The following is a 14668-nucleotide window of genomic DNA, read 5'->3' as shown; positions in this document are numbered from 1 at the left end:
TGAGCAGGCGTTTTAGATGTTTCAGATGTATACATGGCAACTCCATTGGTGATTGAAACCCTTCAAAAGTTGGTAAGGAGCCTCAAATTGCTCGGAGTATCTCCGCTTGTAACGGGAATTAGGACAGAGCTAAGCAAATCATTTGCTGAAAGTGGAGTAAGGCTTGATGAAATACCAATCTACGCGAACTTAAAACAGGCTATTGAACACTTATCTCATTAATATGGCCAGAAAAAAACTGTTCAGATGGGATGAACAGTTTTTTGTTGTCTTATACATAAGTTTTTTGGAAAAGTCAGGGAACAAGGGATACTCCATTTTCCTCCATCTCTACTGCAATTACCCGTTCTCCTCCAAGAGCTTCCACTGCAGCACCAATTGATTGAAGCCAATCACCATTAACAGTTGTTCTTTGTGCCATTAAAAGCAATTTCTGATCTTCTGTAGTTAATTGTCTGGTTACTCCAATTGCCTCAAGCAATTGTCCAATAGCCTGAATCCAAATACCCGTTACAATTTTATTTTCTCCTTCTGATTCCTCACTTATTGCAAGGAGCCTGGAGATAATAATTGCTTCTGCAATAAGACCAACTGTTTGAATCCACACAGCGGCTGCCGCCTGTTCTTTAAGGCTTGATTTCATTTCTTCCAGTTCAGTATACTGATATCCGGTTTTTTCTTTAGGGGTGGTGTCTTTCTGCATTCTCATCCACTCCAGTATGTTTTAGTCGTTACTTTTTATATATATTCAATTTGAATCAGGTTTGATAGAAGAATGGATAAGTAATTTATCAAACTTGGTTTAGGCTAGATAAAATATAAATCCAGCTATTGTCGACATGGTGATCATAGAAGCAATAAAGGCGATCACCAGCTATTTACGGAAAATAGATTTAATAAAAAATGACCTCTGGCAGCTTGCATCCCCAGAGTTGGAAAATCAAAAAAAATTGATGTAATAACTAAAAAATTTAGAACCTAACAGCAGCTAGGTCTAAATAAGCAACATAACTCTGGAGAAAGCAGATGATTAATTTCCTCTTGATTGATTCGATAATAGCTCCATGTTCCTTTTGTCTCTTTTAGAATTAATCCCGCATCAAGAAGAATCTTTAAGTGATAGCTCAGTTTGGACTGTGGCATTTCGATAAGCTCGCTTAAATCGCAAACACAGCTGGATTCCTGTCTGCACAGAAGATTCAAAATGTGGAGGCGCTTTTGATCAGCAAGTGCTTTAAATTTCGCTTCATATTTAGAAAAAGTTTCATCCAGTGAAGTATCTTTTAAAGGAATTATTTTGTCCATAGTGAATCCTCCTTAAATCAAATTCCTTTGATACATGGTATTATACTTCCAATAGTGGCAATGTGCAACTAGATAAATCAAAAAAAACTGATTTATTTTTTTATTCTATGCGAATGATGGAGCCGCTCTTATTTTATGTCCTTCCGTTCCGGCAGACCTTTGAAGTTTAAAGACGCAATGGTTATTCCGTTTTTTGGACGATTGGTTTATTGCAAATACGACTTTCCTACCACTTATATGTGAATTATTTTAACAGTTCCTGCTTTATTTATTTCCTAAACAGGCTTGTATATCTGGCTGTTGATTAAAACTTGATAAATGATATTAAAAGTGGGAGATTAACCTGCCAAAATTTAATTAATCAAGAAATAACATAAATCTGCGAAACCACTATTTTCTGCCATGAGGGCTAAATTGGCAGAAATACCCCGAGACGCAGTTCCTTAATTCGCCGGGGCATTGATCGGTCCGCAATCATTGAGGAAGCTTTTAACTAAAAACCCATCTAAGTAGGGAATCATACAGGAAAAGGATCGAATAGAAATTCCTTCTCTTCAGGCAGTACTGGATGATTTACACGAGAGCAAAAAAAATGGTATTTTATTATGGGGAAAGGCCCTATATATTTGGCAATGAGCATAGTTTTGGCAATTTAACAATTAGCAGCATCGATCCAAAGTATAAAGTGGAAAAATACCGTAAAGAGGTACTGAGCAGGGTATCGGCAGAGTTGTGAAGAAGCAATCGCAGGATCTTAAATCCCCATGCACAGAAGAAATTGACGTGTTCAGAGCTTCTGCAGAGGTATGGCAAGAGCTAAAGAATAAGTGCTGGTTATTGATACGGAACCAACCGGACATATCCAGCTTCTGCTGAATGCGGTCATTCTTATCATAAAGAGTTGAGAGATCCACTGGTGAAGTTCCTGAAAGTGTAAAAGAGCTGCTGCCTAAATTGAGGAATAATAAAGAAACAGAGGTTGTAATTCCTACACTTCCAGAAGCAACCCCTGTATTTGAAGCAGCGAGGCTCCAGGAGGATTTGAAAAGGGCGGATATACCGCCTAAATGGCGGGTCATAAATCAAAGTTTCTATGCTGCAGATACCGAAGACCCAATTTTGCTTGGTACGGCCGCTTATGAAAAGAATGGATTCTAAAGGTTACGAATGAACTTGCGAAGGACCTCAGTTATTCCATGGTTAGATGACGAGCAAATTGGCTATAGCGAATTACTGAAAATATCCGAGAAGAAAGGATGAACGTCTTGAAAATTACAGACGAAGCTCGTGACCTGCTGAAACAAGTCCTGCAGGAAAAAAATGCGGGCGGTATTAGAGTTTATTTTGCAGGCTATGGCTGAGGAGGCCCACAGATTGGACTGGCTCTGGATGAGCCGGAAGCAGACGATATATTAGAAACAATCAATGAAATCCAGGTTGCCTTTGACCCGGAAATAAAATCTTCCACAGAAGGCATGACTCTTGAGCACGATAAGCAGAGAAAAGGCCTTGTCCTGTTAGGCAATGAAAGTGATTGCTGCTAAGCAGCATGCAAAAGACACCTCATTTGGGGTGTCTTTTTATTTATTGGCTGTGTAAAGCTTATTGTTGATTTTGGTACCCTGTTGGGTTGAGTGGAAGGCTTTGAGGAAATTGTAGCGATTAACCGCGGCTACATGAAAGGCGAAGCAGAAAAGCAACAAGAACTGGAGATTGGGCCTAATCGCTGTGTGCTTTAGGGTACACACTAAAAGAGGCAAATGCTTGAAAGTGGTTTTAAAAGAAACCGGGAAACTTTTAAAAAAAGGGGAGAAATATATTCTCTTCTTTATACATTAAAAAAGAAAAAACCCTGTTGACAGATTATCTAATACAGGATATTATATACCCTATCAGGTATTTATACCCTGTTGGTATAATAGCTGTTACAGTAAAAATAAAATAAACAAGGATTTTTTTTGCTTAAATATATACCCATGAGGGTAAAGAGAGGAATGAGTATAAATGGAAAAGAAAAAAACAACGATTGTTCTTTTCAGCGGGGACTATGATAAAGTAATGGCAGCTTATATTATTGCGAATGGTGCTGCTGCTTACGATCACGAGGTAACGATTTTTCACACATTCTGGGGGTTAAATGCCTTAAGGAAAGATGAACCAATTCAAGTGAATAAATCATTTATGGAAAAAATGTTTGGCAAAATGATGCCAAGAGGACCTGAAAAAATGGGTCTTTCAAAAATGAATATGGCTGGAATGGGTCCTAAAATGATTAAAGATATTATGAAAAAACACAATACAATTCCAGTAAAGGACCTTATTGAAATGGCAAAAGAACAGGATGTTAAGCTTGTAGCCTGCCAAATGACTGTTGACCTTCTTGGTTTCAAACAAGATGAAATTATTGATGGCGTTGCATTTGCCGGCGTTGCAGCGTACTTAGCTGATGCAGAAGATGGCAATGTCAACTTATTCATTTAATCAAACTTCGTAAATAGGATAGGGGGATTTTTAAAATGGAAGCATTAAAAACAAACTTTACTGTAAATGCAAAAGGCCTTGCATGCCCAATGCCGATTGTTAGAACAAAAAAAGCAATTAATGATTTAAATCCTGGTGAAGTGCTTGAAGTTCTTGCAACTGATAAAGGTTCAAAGGCTGATATCCTAGCATGGGCAAAAAGCTCAGGCCATCAGTACCTTGGAACAATTGAAGAAGGAGAAGTGCTAAAGCACTATATCCGCAAAGCAAGTGCAAATGAAGAGCGCGAAGCTGCAAAGTTTGAGTCTGTTGCCTCAAATGAAGACTTACAAAAACAACTTGATTCAAATTCTGATATCGTAGTCCTTGACGTACGAGAGCCTGCTGAATTTGCATTTGGACATATTCCGAACGCTATTTCAATTCCTTTCGGCGAACTGGAAGAGCGCATCGGTGAATGGAACAAGGATAAGAAAATCTATGTTGTATGCCGTACAGGGAGCCGCAGTGATATGGCATCACAGACATTAGCCGAAAAAGGTTTCACAAACGTAACAAATGTTGTTCCTGGAATGTCCGAGTGGAATGGGCCAACTGAAACAAAAGTTAACTAAAAATTTTTTAAGCGAAATAATACGGTAGGAGGTATAAGGAGTGGCAAACGCAATGACAGCTAAGGAAGTAACGAAAAAAGTATTCAATAACGACAATTTATTTGTACTTGATGTTCGAAATGAAGATGACTTTAGCAATTGGAAAATCGAAGGAAAAAACTTTGAATATTTGAATGTTCCTTACTTTGATCTTCTTGATGGAGTAGAACCTATTCTTGATAAAATCCCAGCGGATAAAGAGCTATTAGTAGTTTGTGCAAAAGAAGGTTCTTCCGTAATGGTTGCAGATATGCTTGAAGAAGCAGGACGGGAAGCTTCTTACCTGCAAGGCGGAATGAAAGCCTGGAGTGAACACCTTGAGCCAGTTAAAGTAGGAGACTTGAAGGATGGCGGAGAAATGTATCAATTCGTCCGCATCGGTAAAGGCTGCCTATCTTACATGGTTATTTCAAACGGTGAAGCTGCGATTGTTGATGCAACAAGAATGACTGATGTATTTACTGACTTTGCTGCTGAAAAGGATGCAGTAATCAAGCATATTTTTGATACACATCTACACGCTGACCATATTTCCGGCGGAAGAAAAATTGCTGAAAAAACAGGTGCTTCATACTGGCTTCCTCCTAAGGATGCTGAAGAAGTAACATTTGATTATAACCGCCTTGAAGATGGAAACGGAGTAATGATTGGTTCCACAAAGATTACCATTCAGGCTGTTTATTCACCAGGCCATACAATTGGTTCAACATCTTTCGTAGTTGATGATCAATACCTTCTATCAGGTGATATCCTGTTCATCGATTCAATCGGACGTCCTGACTTGGCGGGTAAAGCTGGTGACTGGGCTGGAGATTTAAGGGAAACACTTTACAAGCGTTATAAAGAGCTATCAAGCCAATTAATTGTTATGCCTGCGCACTTCATGATCATTGATGAGTTAAATGAAGATGGCAGCGTATCTGAAAAGCTTGGCACTTTATTTGCTAAAAACCACGGATTAAACATTGAAGACGAAGGTGAGTTCAGAAAATTGGTTTCTGAAAACCTTCCTCCTCAGCCGAATGCTTATCAGGAAATCCGTGAAACAAATATGGGTAAAATCAGCCCGGATGAAGAGAAACAGCGTGAAATGGAAATCGGGCCTAACCGCTGTGCGGTAAGATAGCTTATTTGAATTAGACTCTGCTTTAACTTGATACTAACTAAAAAAATCGGAGGAATGAAATCATGAACGTAACAAAAGTATTAGATGCAAAAGGTCTGGCTTGCCCAATGCCAATCGTAAAAACAAAGAAAGCAATCGGAGAAATTGAATCAGGCCAAGTGCTTGAAATTCATGCAACTGACAAAGGTGCAGTGAAAGATTTAGCTGCCTGGACAGAATCAACAGGCCATGAACTTTTAAAACATGAGGACGATAATGGAGTTCTAAAGTTCTGGGTTCAAAAAGGCTAATATAATGAAATGATATAAGGGAGTTTTTTACTCCCTTTTTTCGATTAAAGGAGGGAACAGCCACATGGAATTTACATTTTTAATCGTTATCTTTTTAATTGGTTTCATCGGCTCTTATATTTCCGGTATGGTCGGAATCGGCGGTTCAATTATTAAATACCCTATGCTTTTATACATTCCGCCATTATTTGGTTTAGCGTCATTTTCCGCCCATGAAGTATCCGGAATCAGTGCTGTACAGGTGTTTTTTGCTACAATTGGGGGCATCTGGGCATACAGAAAAGGCGGCTATTTAAATAAAACACTTATCATATATATGGGTTCTGCTATATTAATCGGTAGTTTGATCGGAAGCTACGGTTCGCGTTTCATGTCTGAAGGCGGCCTTAACCTAGTGTACGGAATATTGGCTTTAATCGCTGCAATCATGATGTTCGTACCGAAAAAGGGTTTGGACGATATACCACTGGATCAGGTAAAGTTCAATAAATGGCTTGCAGCCTTCTTTGCTCTAATTGTCGGGATTGGAGCTGGTATCGTTGGTGCTGCAGGGGCATTCCTCCTTGTTCCAATCATGCTCGTTGTGTTAAAAATTCCTACAAGGATGACCATTGCAACATCTCTGGCAATTACCTTTATTTCTTCAATTGGATCAACAGTCGGAAAAGTGGCGACAGGGCAGGTAGACTATATTCCTGCAGCTATCATGATCATTGCCAGCTTAATAGCTTCTCCTTTAGGTGCCAATGCCGGAAAAAAAGTAAATACAAAAATCCTGCAGGTAATCCTGGCTGCGCTTATATTGGGTACATCCATTAAAATCTGGATGGATATTCTATAATATAAAAGTGGTGACAGCTTTTGCTGTCCCTTTTTTAAGTTTAACTAAAGATTAAATGGAAAATATAAAGCTATACTCTAATCCGGGGAGAGTTGTTTCAAATGGAAGAAACAAAGGAGTCAAAATACATACAGCAGCACTTGGCCAACGAACGCACTTTTTTGGCATGGGTTCGTACGTCTATAGCTATGACCGGCATAGGAGTTCTGGCATCTACACTGCATTTTAATAACATACAGAGGGTAAATGAATTTGCTGACAGGATTGCGGTAGCATTAAGTCTATTCTCGCTGGTTACCGGACTTACCATTCTATTATATTCAACCATGAATTATTTTCGGATTCGAAAAAGAATTAATACGCAAACCTACACTTCATCAAGGTCTTTAATCTATTTAATAACTACCATCATCCTTTTGATATTTATTTTATTGTTAACCTATTTATTTTTTATTTTGATTTAAAAGCCGGGGTAAAGCCAAGTAAGCCCGTAAAAGGTATAAAAAGTCGTAAATAACTTGAAAACCGCGCACAAGCGATTCGTACCTGCTCGCAAAGGCCCCAGCTCCGCGCATTAAAGAAAAGGGCGCGCATAACCAGTTCAAACCCGCGCGTAAATCAAGGAAGTCCGCGTATAAAAGGAGTGTAGCCCCGTGCAAAGGGGAGGATCCTGCGCGTAAAAGCCGAGTAAACACGTAAAAGGTTAAAAATCACACGTAAACAATTAAAACCCGCGCGTAAATGATCGTGTCCGTTCGTAAAAGGTCCAGCCCACGCATAAGAATTGCCGGCGACGCTAATTCCCGAGTCGGCGCATAAATCAAATTATAAAACCCTTCAAAGCCATAAAAAAATCCATCCTTAGTGGATGGCTTTCTTTTTAAATCTTCCGCCTCTTACCTCAGCAATATCAGCAACTGCTAAAAACGCATTGGGATCGATTTCTTCGACAATGGCTTTTAGTTTTGCTTCTTCCAGCCTGGTAATTACGCAGAATATCACTTTTTTATCGTCGCCAGTATAGGCGCCTTCGCCATTTAAATAGGTAACTCCCCTTCCGAGCCGTGCAAGGATTGCTTCGCCGATCACTTGGTGATTTTCACTGATGATCCAAGCCGATTTGGATTCATCAAGCCCGCGTATGACCACATCAATGGTTTTAAAAGCAATGAAATAAGCAAGGATGGAATACATGGCGCGATTCCAGCCGAATACAAAACCAGCTGTTCCAAAAATAAAGATATTGAAGAACATGATGATTTCCCCTACAGAGAAGGGGAGTTTTTTGTTTACGAGAATGGCCAGAATTTCTGTTCCATCCAATGATCCCCCGTACCTGATAACCATGCCGACCCCTATTCCAAGGACAATTCCGCCAAATACAGTCGCCAATAGCAAGTCTTCTGTAAAGACAGGGACGTCATGCAAAAGGAGGGTGGTAGCGGATAATACGGCGATGCCCAATAAGGTGGATAATGCAAAGGTTTTTCCTATTTGCTTGTAGCCTATGTAGAAGAATGGAATATTCAAAACGAATATGAACCAGCCGAGCTTCCAGCCGGATAGATGGGAAAGGATAATGGAGATGCCTACAATCCCGCCATCGAGTATCTTATTGGGAACTAAAAATTCTTCAATCCCGACTCCCATAAGAACCGCTCCTAATATGATAAAGAAGATTCTCTTGGCAAGCTTGGCTTTCGTTAACCCTTTATGTACGTTTTGCTCAACTCCAGATTCCAACGGAACATTCATAAATGACCCCCATTTTAGTTATTTTAAGAAAAAGGCTGATTAAAGCTGCACTTATAAAAAAGGCAATGTTAGCTTACTGCTGATTTTGGCACCCTGTTGATTGGAGCGGAAGGAACGAATTCCTCGAAAATGCTTACGTATTTCCTTCGTGCGGTGTTAATTCGAGGATGCTTATCCAATGTCCAGCGGGAAACGCGAGCAAAGGGAGACCCTTGCAGGCATTAACGCCGAGGAGCGTCGGACCGCCCGCGGTCGCTGAGTGCCTGGAGCGGAAATCAAAAGGCAAGTTTAAAAGAGCCAAAAAAATAAAAAACATGATTGCATAGAGTTGCTGGGTTAGTCTGCAAAGCCAGGATTATTCTGCTGGCAATTCACGTAAGGCTTTATACGATAATATGAGAGCTTGTGCCATTCTTATTCTATATAAAACATTAGTACATATCCTGAAAAGAACTTTGGCAGGTACATTTTATTAAAATGATTATAACACTTCTTGGATTAACTTGGTTACCACCAAGTCCACGCAAATAATTTGTTGATCTATGATCCACGAAATTACCTTACAGCTCCATTCGAATTAAAAGGATAATTTTTTCTTTTAATGGAAAAATACCTGCGAGGTGATTCTATGCGAAGATGGTTATTCATTTTGCTGGTGATACTACTGTCATTGAATTTTACAGGTGCAGTTTTTGCCAAGGATATTAAAAAAGAGGATCTTGAATGCATCAGGAAGCAGGAAATTCGGACAAAGGAATTCAACGAGCAGGTAATAAGAGATGTTTTTGCAAGTTTTGGACATAAATATGATGAAATTATTGATCAGAGCATGTATATGAATATGATTGATCTGATGAAATATACAGTTCTTTCTGCCGGGGAAGATCCCCATTTGGAGAGTTTAAAAAAGTATATGAGCGGCGAATCAACAGGAGAAAAGAGGCTTTATTTTTTTCATGGCCATCCAGATGAGGCATATATCTTTTACAAGGACCTTAAAAACCAGAATAATATGCTTCATTTAAAGAAGGAGTCAAATAACTGGGAAAAACAGGAAAAGATTACGAAAAGAGGGAAGAGAATCCCTTTTAAACGTGAAAAATGTGAAGATGATTATTTTATGAAAAGAATGTTTAATAATTTATATCAAAAATAGAAAAGGTGTCCCAGTTTAGCCTGGCGGCACCTTTCTATTTCAGGGGACTAGTAGCAAGGTTTAGGTGGCTGGCAGCAATCTGTACCTGTTTTATTTTCTGTTTCCTTGATTTCAATTTGGCAGCATTCCTTGCCGTCTTTTGTAATGGATAAGGATTTAAAGAATTTCAAGATGATCTCACCTCCTTTCGAGTAAAAACCGAAATTAACAGTTTTCACATGGGATGCATCTGCAGCCTCCAAATTCCTGTCTGGCAGGTGTCTTGCGGGCAGGCTCTTCTTTTAGAGGAGGAGAGAACTTCCAGGCATTCCGAGCTTCCTTTTCAATTTCTTTTTGTTTAAGCTCTATGACCATAAAATCTTCAAAGCGAAACATAAATCCAACTCCTTAATCAATAAAATTTGTTTTATCAATCAAAAAAAATTGATTTTTAGTGTGAAAAATAAAATTAGTATGAAAATCTATTCGTTGTTTTGTTAAATCAAAATGTTTTGATATTTGTATTATAATTCCATTACTTCCAAAACGCAACTTAAAAATCAAAAAAAATTGATAAATATTTTTTCTGCTGAAAAATGATTATAACCTCTATCCATGGGGAAAAGAATTCTTACAAAGCTTCTTAAGATGGACAAGGGAGGATAGGTAAAAATGAATAAGGTTATAAAATTTGGCAAGAAGCTCGGAAAGGAATTTAAAAATGACCGGGCAACCGGGCTTGCAGCTGAGCAAGCCTATTACTATATGCTCTCCATTTTTCCTTTGTTAATCCTGCTTATTTCCATTGTTCCATACCTTTCTTTGGATCCCCAAAAAGCATTAACTTATTTGCAGACAGTGATGCCGGCAGATTCATATAGTGTAATTGAGGACAATGTTGTAAATATTATAACGAAGCCAAATGGCGGACTGCTGACTTTTGGTATTATCGGTACATTATGGTCGGCTTCCAACGGGATGCAGGCATTTATAAGAGCTATGAATGATGCTTTTGACGTTAAGGAAACAAGGTCGTTTATTAAATCAAGGCTCATATCTATCGGTTTGACACTAGGATTGATTGTAGCAGTTATCATCGCAATGATTTTGCCGGTTTTCGGAAAAGTGATTATGAACTTTGCAGAAAACTTTATTCATATACCAAACGGCATGCAAGTTCTTATTACAGTTTTAAGATGGGTAATTGCATTTGCCATTATGGTATCTATTTTGGCAATCCTTTACAAGGTTGCCCCAAATAAGCACTATCCTTTTAAACATGTTATCCCTGGTGCACTGGCAGCAACTGTAATGTGGCTGCTTATATCACTGGGTTTATCTTATTATGTAAGCAATTTTGGAAATTATTCCGCTACATATGGAAGCTTGGGCGGAGTAATTGTCATGATGCTATGGTTCTTTTTGACAGGGCTTGCTCTTGTTATTGGCGGTGAAATAAGTGCGATTTACCATAGGCATAAAACGAAAAAGCCTGACCATAAAATGAAGGATAAAGATAATGACAATAGTGATGGGAAGACGGATGCAGAAGCATATAGCACTCTTTCCATTAAGTAACACAAATAAAAACGAGGGGATTGATAGCCCCTCGTTTTTATTTGATTTGGTGGATGAATGGTATTTTAATGTTCCACCATTTTTTTATTTTTTTCGGTGTTTCTTTTACTGCTGAAATAGTATTATTAAACGTTTGTTTCTTATAATCTATATCCTTCTGGATCTCTTGTTGTGTTGATGTCAGCTCATCAACTCCGCTTTTTATCTGATCTGCCTTCAGCTGCATGACAGTGCTTATCGCGTTCAGCTTTTCAATTGCCGGCTTGGCATCCTTGTAAGTTTTAAATGCGTATATGCCAAGAAATATCATGGATGCGGCAATAAGAATCAGGCTTGCATAGACAATGTACAAATTGATCCACCTCCTCATGCTGCTTTTTTTGTATTTACCCTTTATACAAAAAAATTAACATCTGCTCTTCTTATATAACCATTAGAAAAATCTCAGAATCAATTAAAAAATTGACCTCAATACATGAGTTTGCTAGAATAATCAACATTATATTAATATATTTTAATATTTAGCTCGGGAGCAATAAAATGTGTTCTCTGCGCTTTTCTTATTACCTGTATATGTTCAGAAATAGGGTCTGAACGTTTCTACCAGGCTGCCGCAAATAGCTTGACTACAGGGGACATAGCTTGTTTTAATTGACATGCTATTTTCTTCTGTTTTTTTTATGGGCAGCTTCGCATATTGCGGAGCTTTTTTTATTGGTTATTTAGGAGAAGGAGGAGGGAAATTGCGTGTCATCATTTTTTCAGTTTCATGAAAGAGGAACATCATTCAAGCAGGAGACAATTGCGGGTCTAACCACCTTTTTGTCAATGGCCTATATATTAATTGTAAATCCTATTATTCTCAGCCAGGCTGGAATGGATAAGGGGACAGTTTTTACTGCCACAGCATTGTCAGCTATTATTGGCTCTCTTCTAATTGGCCTGCTGTCCAACTATCCGATCGGAATTGCGCCAAGCATGGGCCTGAATTCATTTTTTACCTTTTCTGTTTGTATCGGGATGGGCATTCCATGGCAAACAGCCTTAACCGGTGTATTTGTTTCCGGAATTTTGTTTGTGATTTTAAGCTTATTAAAAATAAGGGAAAAGATTATTAACATCATCCCGAAGGATTTAAAGCATGCAATTGCTGGCGGAATTGGCTTTTTTATCGCTTTTATCGGCTTGAAGAATGCAGGGCTGATTGTCGGGAATGAAGCTACTTTTGTTTCGATTGGTGACATTAAATCTCCGGCAACACTGCTGGCTGTCTTTTGTTTTATATTAACAATTGTTTTAATGGTCAGGGGCGTTAAAGGGGCTATCTTTTATGGGATGGTTATCTCAGCTGCTATTGGTATGCTTATTGGGCTTATTGAAAAGCCGGAACATATTATTGGGGCTGTCCCAAGCCTTGAGCCTACTTTCGGAGAAGTATTTTTGCACATTGATCAAATCCTTACACCTGAAATGCTTGCCGTTATTTTTACCTTTTTATTTGTAGCCTTTTTTGATACGGCTGGAGCATTGATTGCCATTGCCAGCCAGGCAGGCCTTATGAAAAATAACGAAATCCCAAATGCCGGAAGAGCACTGCTTGCAGATTCAAGTGCAACTGTAATCGGTTCAGTATTGGGGACTTCTACAACTGCATCCATGATTGAATCAAGTTCAGGTATCGCGGCTGGAGGAAGAACAGGTTTTACTTCTATTATTATCTCGGCCTGCTTCGCAGTTGCGTTGTTCTTCTCCCCATTGCTAAGTGTTATTTCAGCTGAGGTTACTTCTCCGGCGCTGATTATAGTAGGTGCACTAATGGCGATGGAGGTTAAGCATATTGATTGGGGAAAACTCGAAATAGCCATTCCGGCGTTTGTAACAATCCTGATGATGCCGCTGACATTCAGTGTAGCAACAGGAATTGCCTTGGGATTCATTCGTTACCCTATTACCATGCTTGCACTAAGTAAGCCAAAAGAGATTCATCCCATTATGTATGGACTATGTATTGCGTTTATGGGTTATTTTGTTTATTTGGCATAAAACAAAAGGACTGCCTGTTCATTCAGGCAGTTTTTTTGTTTTATTTTTTGTAATTAGTCTAAATATAAAGAGAGACATAAAAAAACATTGAACAATAAAGCAATGTCATACATAATATATATGAGCATATATTCATATAAAAAGAGGTGCAGAGCATGGGACACGGACACGGGCATTCACATTCGCATGATCACCATCATACAGGCAATAAAAAAGCTTTAATGGGGGCATTTTTTCTGATCGCTTCCTTTATGGTTGTAGAGGTAATAGGCGGTATTCTCACCAACAGTCTGGCACTGCTATCGGATGCGGGGCATATGCTGAGTGACGCAGCCGCACTAGGTTTAAGCTTTCTGGCCATTAAAATGGGGGAAAAGAAGGCTACAAATTCGAAAACATTTGGGTATAAAAGGTTTGAAATCATTGCTGCATCGATAAATGGAATTACACTTCTCCTGATTTCCTTCTATATTTTCTTTGAAGCGTATCATCGTATTCTTGAGCCGCCAGCGGTTCAAAGCTTTGGAATGCTCGTTATCTCATCTATCGGCCTGCTAGTGAACATTGCTGCAGCCTTTATTTTGATGAAAGGAGATAAGGACCATAACTTGAATGTCAGGAGCGCATTTTTGCATGTATTAGGGGATTTGCTTGGTTCTGTTGGAGCCATCACCGCTGCACTTCTGATTTACTTCTTTGGCTGGGGCATAGCAGATCCGATTGCGAGTGTGATTGTGGCTATTCTGATTTTAATTAGCGGCTGGAGAGTCGTAAAGGAATCTTTCCATATTTTAATGGAGGGGACTCCTTCCCATTTGAATCCTGAAGATATAAAAAAGGAGCTTCTCAAAGTTAACCATGTCAAGGATGTCCATGATCTTCATATTTGGACGATTACATCCGGTTTTCCTTCACTAAGCTGCCACCTCGTTATTGAGCATGCTGGAGGCCATGATGCTGTCCTTCATGAAGCGCAAGCGGTGCTGCATGATGAATATGGCATTGAGCACAGTACAATACAGGTGGAGGGGGAGAAAGAAGGCTGTCCCGGTCATAGGGATAATTGCAATTAAGGCTGTGGGTGACCAGAGGACAGCTTAATCAGGAATGCTGGGCGTGTTCGATAGCCTGCTTCAATAAACTAATGACATGTTCATCGTCGTGGCTGTAAAAAAGAGTGGTTCCATCACGCCGGAATTTAACCAGTCTAAGGTTTTTCAAAAATCGGAGCTGGTGGGATACAGTTGATTGCAAAAGTGAAAGATTTTCAGCTATTTCATTAACCGAATACTCCCCGTGAAATAATAAATGCAAAATACGCAGCCTGGTTGGATCAGATAAGGCTTTAAAAGTTTGGGAAACCATAAATAAGGTTTCTTCATCTAAGCCGTCAGGGGACGGCAGCGGGTTTTCATCCATCATGGTAACACCTCCAATTAAATTATAATCCTGAATAAAAAA

The 14668-nt window shown here is 39.1% G+C and carries 19 protein-coding genes and 1 riboswitch; of the genes, 12 read left to right on the top strand and 7 right to left on the bottom strand.

Annotated features, from left to right (window positions below; all coding sequences use genetic code 11):
- Nucleotides 1–87 precede the first annotated feature (87 nt).
- On the top strand, nt 88–222 hold the full coding sequence (locus DFO73_RS29370) for a hypothetical protein (RefSeq protein ID WP_258309498.1): 135 nt from the start codon (nt 88–90) through the stop codon (nt 220–222).
- A 73-nt stretch (nt 223–295) separates the two neighbouring features.
- Here DFO73_RS29370 and DFO73_RS14820 read toward each other — a convergent pair whose 3' ends face one another.
- Together DFO73_RS14820 and DFO73_RS14815 are read right to left on the bottom strand one after the other, a co-directional pair.
- On the bottom strand, nt 296–703 hold the full coding sequence (locus tag DFO73_RS14820) for a hypothetical protein (RefSeq protein WP_110065522.1): 408 nt from the start codon (nt 701–703) through the stop codon (nt 296–298).
- 275 nt (nt 704–978) lie between these two features.
- Complete coding sequence (locus DFO73_RS14815) at nt 979–1305, bottom strand: ArsR/SmtB family transcription factor (RefSeq protein ID WP_110065521.1); 327 nt, start codon at nt 1303–1305, stop codon at nt 979–981.
- A 954-nt stretch (nt 1306–2259) separates the two neighbouring features.
- Here DFO73_RS14815 and DFO73_RS14810 point away from each other — a divergent pair.
- The 7 genes from DFO73_RS14810 to DFO73_RS14780 all read left to right on the top strand — a co-directional run bounded on the left by DFO73_RS14810 (nt 2260) and on the right by DFO73_RS14780 (nt 7160).
- The gene (locus DFO73_RS14810) at nt 2260–2463 is read left to right on the top strand and encodes a hypothetical protein (protein WP_110065520.1); all 204 of its coding nucleotides are present in this window, start codon (nt 2260–2262) and stop codon (nt 2461–2463) included.
- A gap of 846 nt (nt 2464–3309) precedes the next feature.
- On the top strand, nt 3310–3786 hold the full coding sequence (locus DFO73_RS14805; RefSeq protein WP_110065519.1) for a DsrE/DsrF/DrsH-like family protein: 477 nt from the start codon (nt 3310–3312) through the stop codon (nt 3784–3786).
- 35 nt (nt 3787–3821) lie between these two features.
- Nucleotides 3822–4400: a sulfurtransferase TusA family protein gene (locus DFO73_RS14800; protein WP_110065518.1), complete on the top strand. Its 579-nt coding sequence runs from the start codon at nt 3822–3824 to the stop codon at nt 4398–4400.
- Between the two features lie 52 nt (nt 4401–4452).
- A complete protein-coding gene (locus tag DFO73_RS14795) occupies nt 4453–5565 on the top strand; it encodes an MBL fold metallo-hydrolase (RefSeq protein ID WP_110065589.1) in 1113 nt (370 codons plus the stop codon).
- A gap of 62 nt (nt 5566–5627) precedes the next feature.
- The gene (locus DFO73_RS14790; protein WP_110065517.1) at nt 5628–5855 is read left to right on the top strand and encodes a sulfurtransferase TusA family protein; all 228 of its coding nucleotides are present in this window, start codon (nt 5628–5630) and stop codon (nt 5853–5855) included.
- Between the two features lie 64 nt (nt 5856–5919).
- Complete coding sequence (locus DFO73_RS14785) at nt 5920–6696, top strand: sulfite exporter TauE/SafE family protein (RefSeq protein ID WP_110065516.1); 777 nt, start codon at nt 5920–5922, stop codon at nt 6694–6696.
- A gap of 101 nt (nt 6697–6797) precedes the next feature.
- A complete protein-coding gene (locus DFO73_RS14780; RefSeq protein WP_110065515.1) occupies nt 6798–7160 on the top strand; it encodes a YidH family protein in 363 nt (120 codons plus the stop codon).
- 397 nt (nt 7161–7557) lie between these two features.
- On the opposite strand, the gene DFO73_RS14775 is transcribed toward DFO73_RS14780, so the two are convergent.
- Nucleotides 7558–8451, bottom strand: a complete 894-nt coding sequence (locus tag DFO73_RS14775) for a YitT family protein (protein WP_110065514.1) — start codon at nt 8449–8451, stop codon at nt 7558–7560.
- Nucleotides 8452–9079: 628 nt separating this feature from the next.
- Here DFO73_RS14775 and DFO73_RS14770 point away from each other — a divergent pair.
- The gene (locus DFO73_RS14770) at nt 9080–9607 is read left to right on the top strand and encodes a hypothetical protein (protein WP_110065513.1); all 528 of its coding nucleotides are present in this window, start codon (nt 9080–9082) and stop codon (nt 9605–9607) included.
- Nucleotides 9608–9654: 47 nt separating this feature from the next.
- Here DFO73_RS14770 and DFO73_RS29365 read toward each other — a convergent pair whose 3' ends face one another.
- Together DFO73_RS29365 and DFO73_RS28735 are read right to left on the bottom strand one after the other, a co-directional pair.
- Nucleotides 9655–9777 carry a hypothetical protein gene (locus tag DFO73_RS29365; protein WP_258309497.1) on the bottom strand — a complete coding sequence of 41 codons (123 nt, stop codon included), beginning with the start codon at nt 9775–9777 and terminating at the stop codon, nt 9655–9657.
- Nucleotides 9778–9811: 34 nt separating this feature from the next.
- The gene (locus tag DFO73_RS28735) at nt 9812–9982 is read right to left on the bottom strand and encodes a hypothetical protein (RefSeq protein ID WP_181396029.1); all 171 of its coding nucleotides are present in this window, start codon (nt 9980–9982) and stop codon (nt 9812–9814) included.
- A 276-nt stretch (nt 9983–10258) separates the two neighbouring features.
- Here DFO73_RS28735 and DFO73_RS14765 point away from each other — a divergent pair, with 276 nt between their 5' ends.
- Nucleotides 10259–11164, top strand: a complete 906-nt coding sequence (locus DFO73_RS14765; RefSeq protein WP_110065512.1) for a YihY/virulence factor BrkB family protein — start codon at nt 10259–10261, stop codon at nt 11162–11164.
- Nucleotides 11165–11201: 37 nt separating this feature from the next.
- On the opposite strand, the gene DFO73_RS14760 is transcribed toward DFO73_RS14765, so the two are convergent.
- Nucleotides 11202–11516 carry a DUF948 domain-containing protein gene (locus tag DFO73_RS14760; protein WP_110065511.1) on the bottom strand — a complete coding sequence of 105 codons (315 nt, stop codon included), beginning with the start codon at nt 11514–11516 and terminating at the stop codon, nt 11202–11204.
- A 195-nt stretch (nt 11517–11711) separates the two neighbouring features.
- Nucleotides 11712–11813: riboswitch (purine riboswitch) on the top strand.
- A gap of 98 nt (nt 11814–11911) precedes the next feature.
- Here DFO73_RS14760 and DFO73_RS14755 point away from each other — a divergent pair.
- Both DFO73_RS14755 and DFO73_RS14750 read left to right on the top strand, forming a co-directional pair.
- Nucleotides 11912–13207 (top strand): NCS2 family permease, encoded by a 1296-nt coding sequence (locus tag DFO73_RS14755; RefSeq protein WP_110065510.1) that lies wholly within the window; start codon nt 11912–11914, stop codon nt 13205–13207.
- 155 nt (nt 13208–13362) lie between these two features.
- A complete protein-coding gene (locus DFO73_RS14750) occupies nt 13363–14280 on the top strand; it encodes a cation diffusion facilitator family transporter (protein ID WP_110065509.1) in 918 nt (305 codons plus the stop codon).
- 28 nt (nt 14281–14308) lie between these two features.
- Here the strand turns inward: DFO73_RS14750 and DFO73_RS14745 are convergent, their stop codons facing one another.
- Complete coding sequence (locus tag DFO73_RS14745; RefSeq protein ID WP_110065588.1) at nt 14309–14626, bottom strand: ArsR/SmtB family transcription factor; 318 nt, start codon at nt 14624–14626, stop codon at nt 14309–14311.
- Between the last annotated feature and the right edge of the window lie 42 nt (nt 14627–14668).

Source organism: Cytobacillus oceanisediminis (assembly GCF_003182355.1).
Classification (GTDB): Bacteria; Bacillota; Bacilli; order Bacillales; family Cytobacillaceae; genus Cytobacillus; species Cytobacillus oceanisediminis_A.
The sequence above is the reverse complement of the archived record's forward strand: the minus strand, read 5'-3'. Positions and strand labels throughout refer to the sequence as shown.

Coding starts and splice junctions, on each gene's coding strand:
- DFO73_RS14800 (WP_110065518.1), top strand. CDS start 3,822: ATGGAAGCATTAAAAACAAACTTTACTGTAAATGCAAAAGGCCTTGCA.
- DFO73_RS14770 (WP_110065513.1), top strand. CDS start 9,080: ATGCGAAGATGGTTATTCATTTTGCTGGTGATACTACTGTCATTGAAT.
- DFO73_RS14780 (WP_110065515.1), top strand. CDS start 6,798: ATGGAAGAAACAAAGGAGTCAAAATACATACAGCAGCACTTGGCCAAC.
- DFO73_RS14815 (WP_110065521.1), bottom strand. CDS start 1,305: ATGGACAAAATAATTCCTTTAAAAGATACTTCACTGGATGAAACTTTT.
- DFO73_RS14750 (WP_110065509.1), top strand. CDS start 13,363: ATGGGACACGGACACGGGCATTCACATTCGCATGATCACCATCATACA.
- DFO73_RS14795 (WP_110065589.1), top strand. CDS start 4,453: ATGACAGCTAAGGAAGTAACGAAAAAAGTATTCAATAACGACAATTTA.
- DFO73_RS14745 (WP_110065588.1), bottom strand. CDS start 14,626: ATGGATGAAAACCCGCTGCCGTCCCCTGACGGCTTAGATGAAGAAACC.
- DFO73_RS14785 (WP_110065516.1), top strand. CDS start 5,920: ATGGAATTTACATTTTTAATCGTTATCTTTTTAATTGGTTTCATCGGC.
- DFO73_RS14765 (WP_110065512.1), top strand. CDS start 10,259: ATGAATAAGGTTATAAAATTTGGCAAGAAGCTCGGAAAGGAATTTAAA.
- DFO73_RS14775 (WP_110065514.1), bottom strand. CDS start 8,451: ATGAATGTTCCGTTGGAATCTGGAGTTGAGCAAAACGTACATAAAGGG.
- DFO73_RS14805 (WP_110065519.1), top strand. CDS start 3,310: ATGGAAAAGAAAAAAACAACGATTGTTCTTTTCAGCGGGGACTATGAT.
- DFO73_RS28735 (WP_181396029.1), bottom strand. CDS start 9,982: ATGTTTCGCTTTGAAGATTTTATGGTCATAGAGCTTAAACAAAAAGAA.
- DFO73_RS14820 (WP_110065522.1), bottom strand. CDS start 703: ATGCAGAAAGACACCACCCCTAAAGAAAAAACCGGATATCAGTATACT.
- DFO73_RS14790 (WP_110065517.1), top strand. CDS start 5,628: ATGAACGTAACAAAAGTATTAGATGCAAAAGGTCTGGCTTGCCCAATG.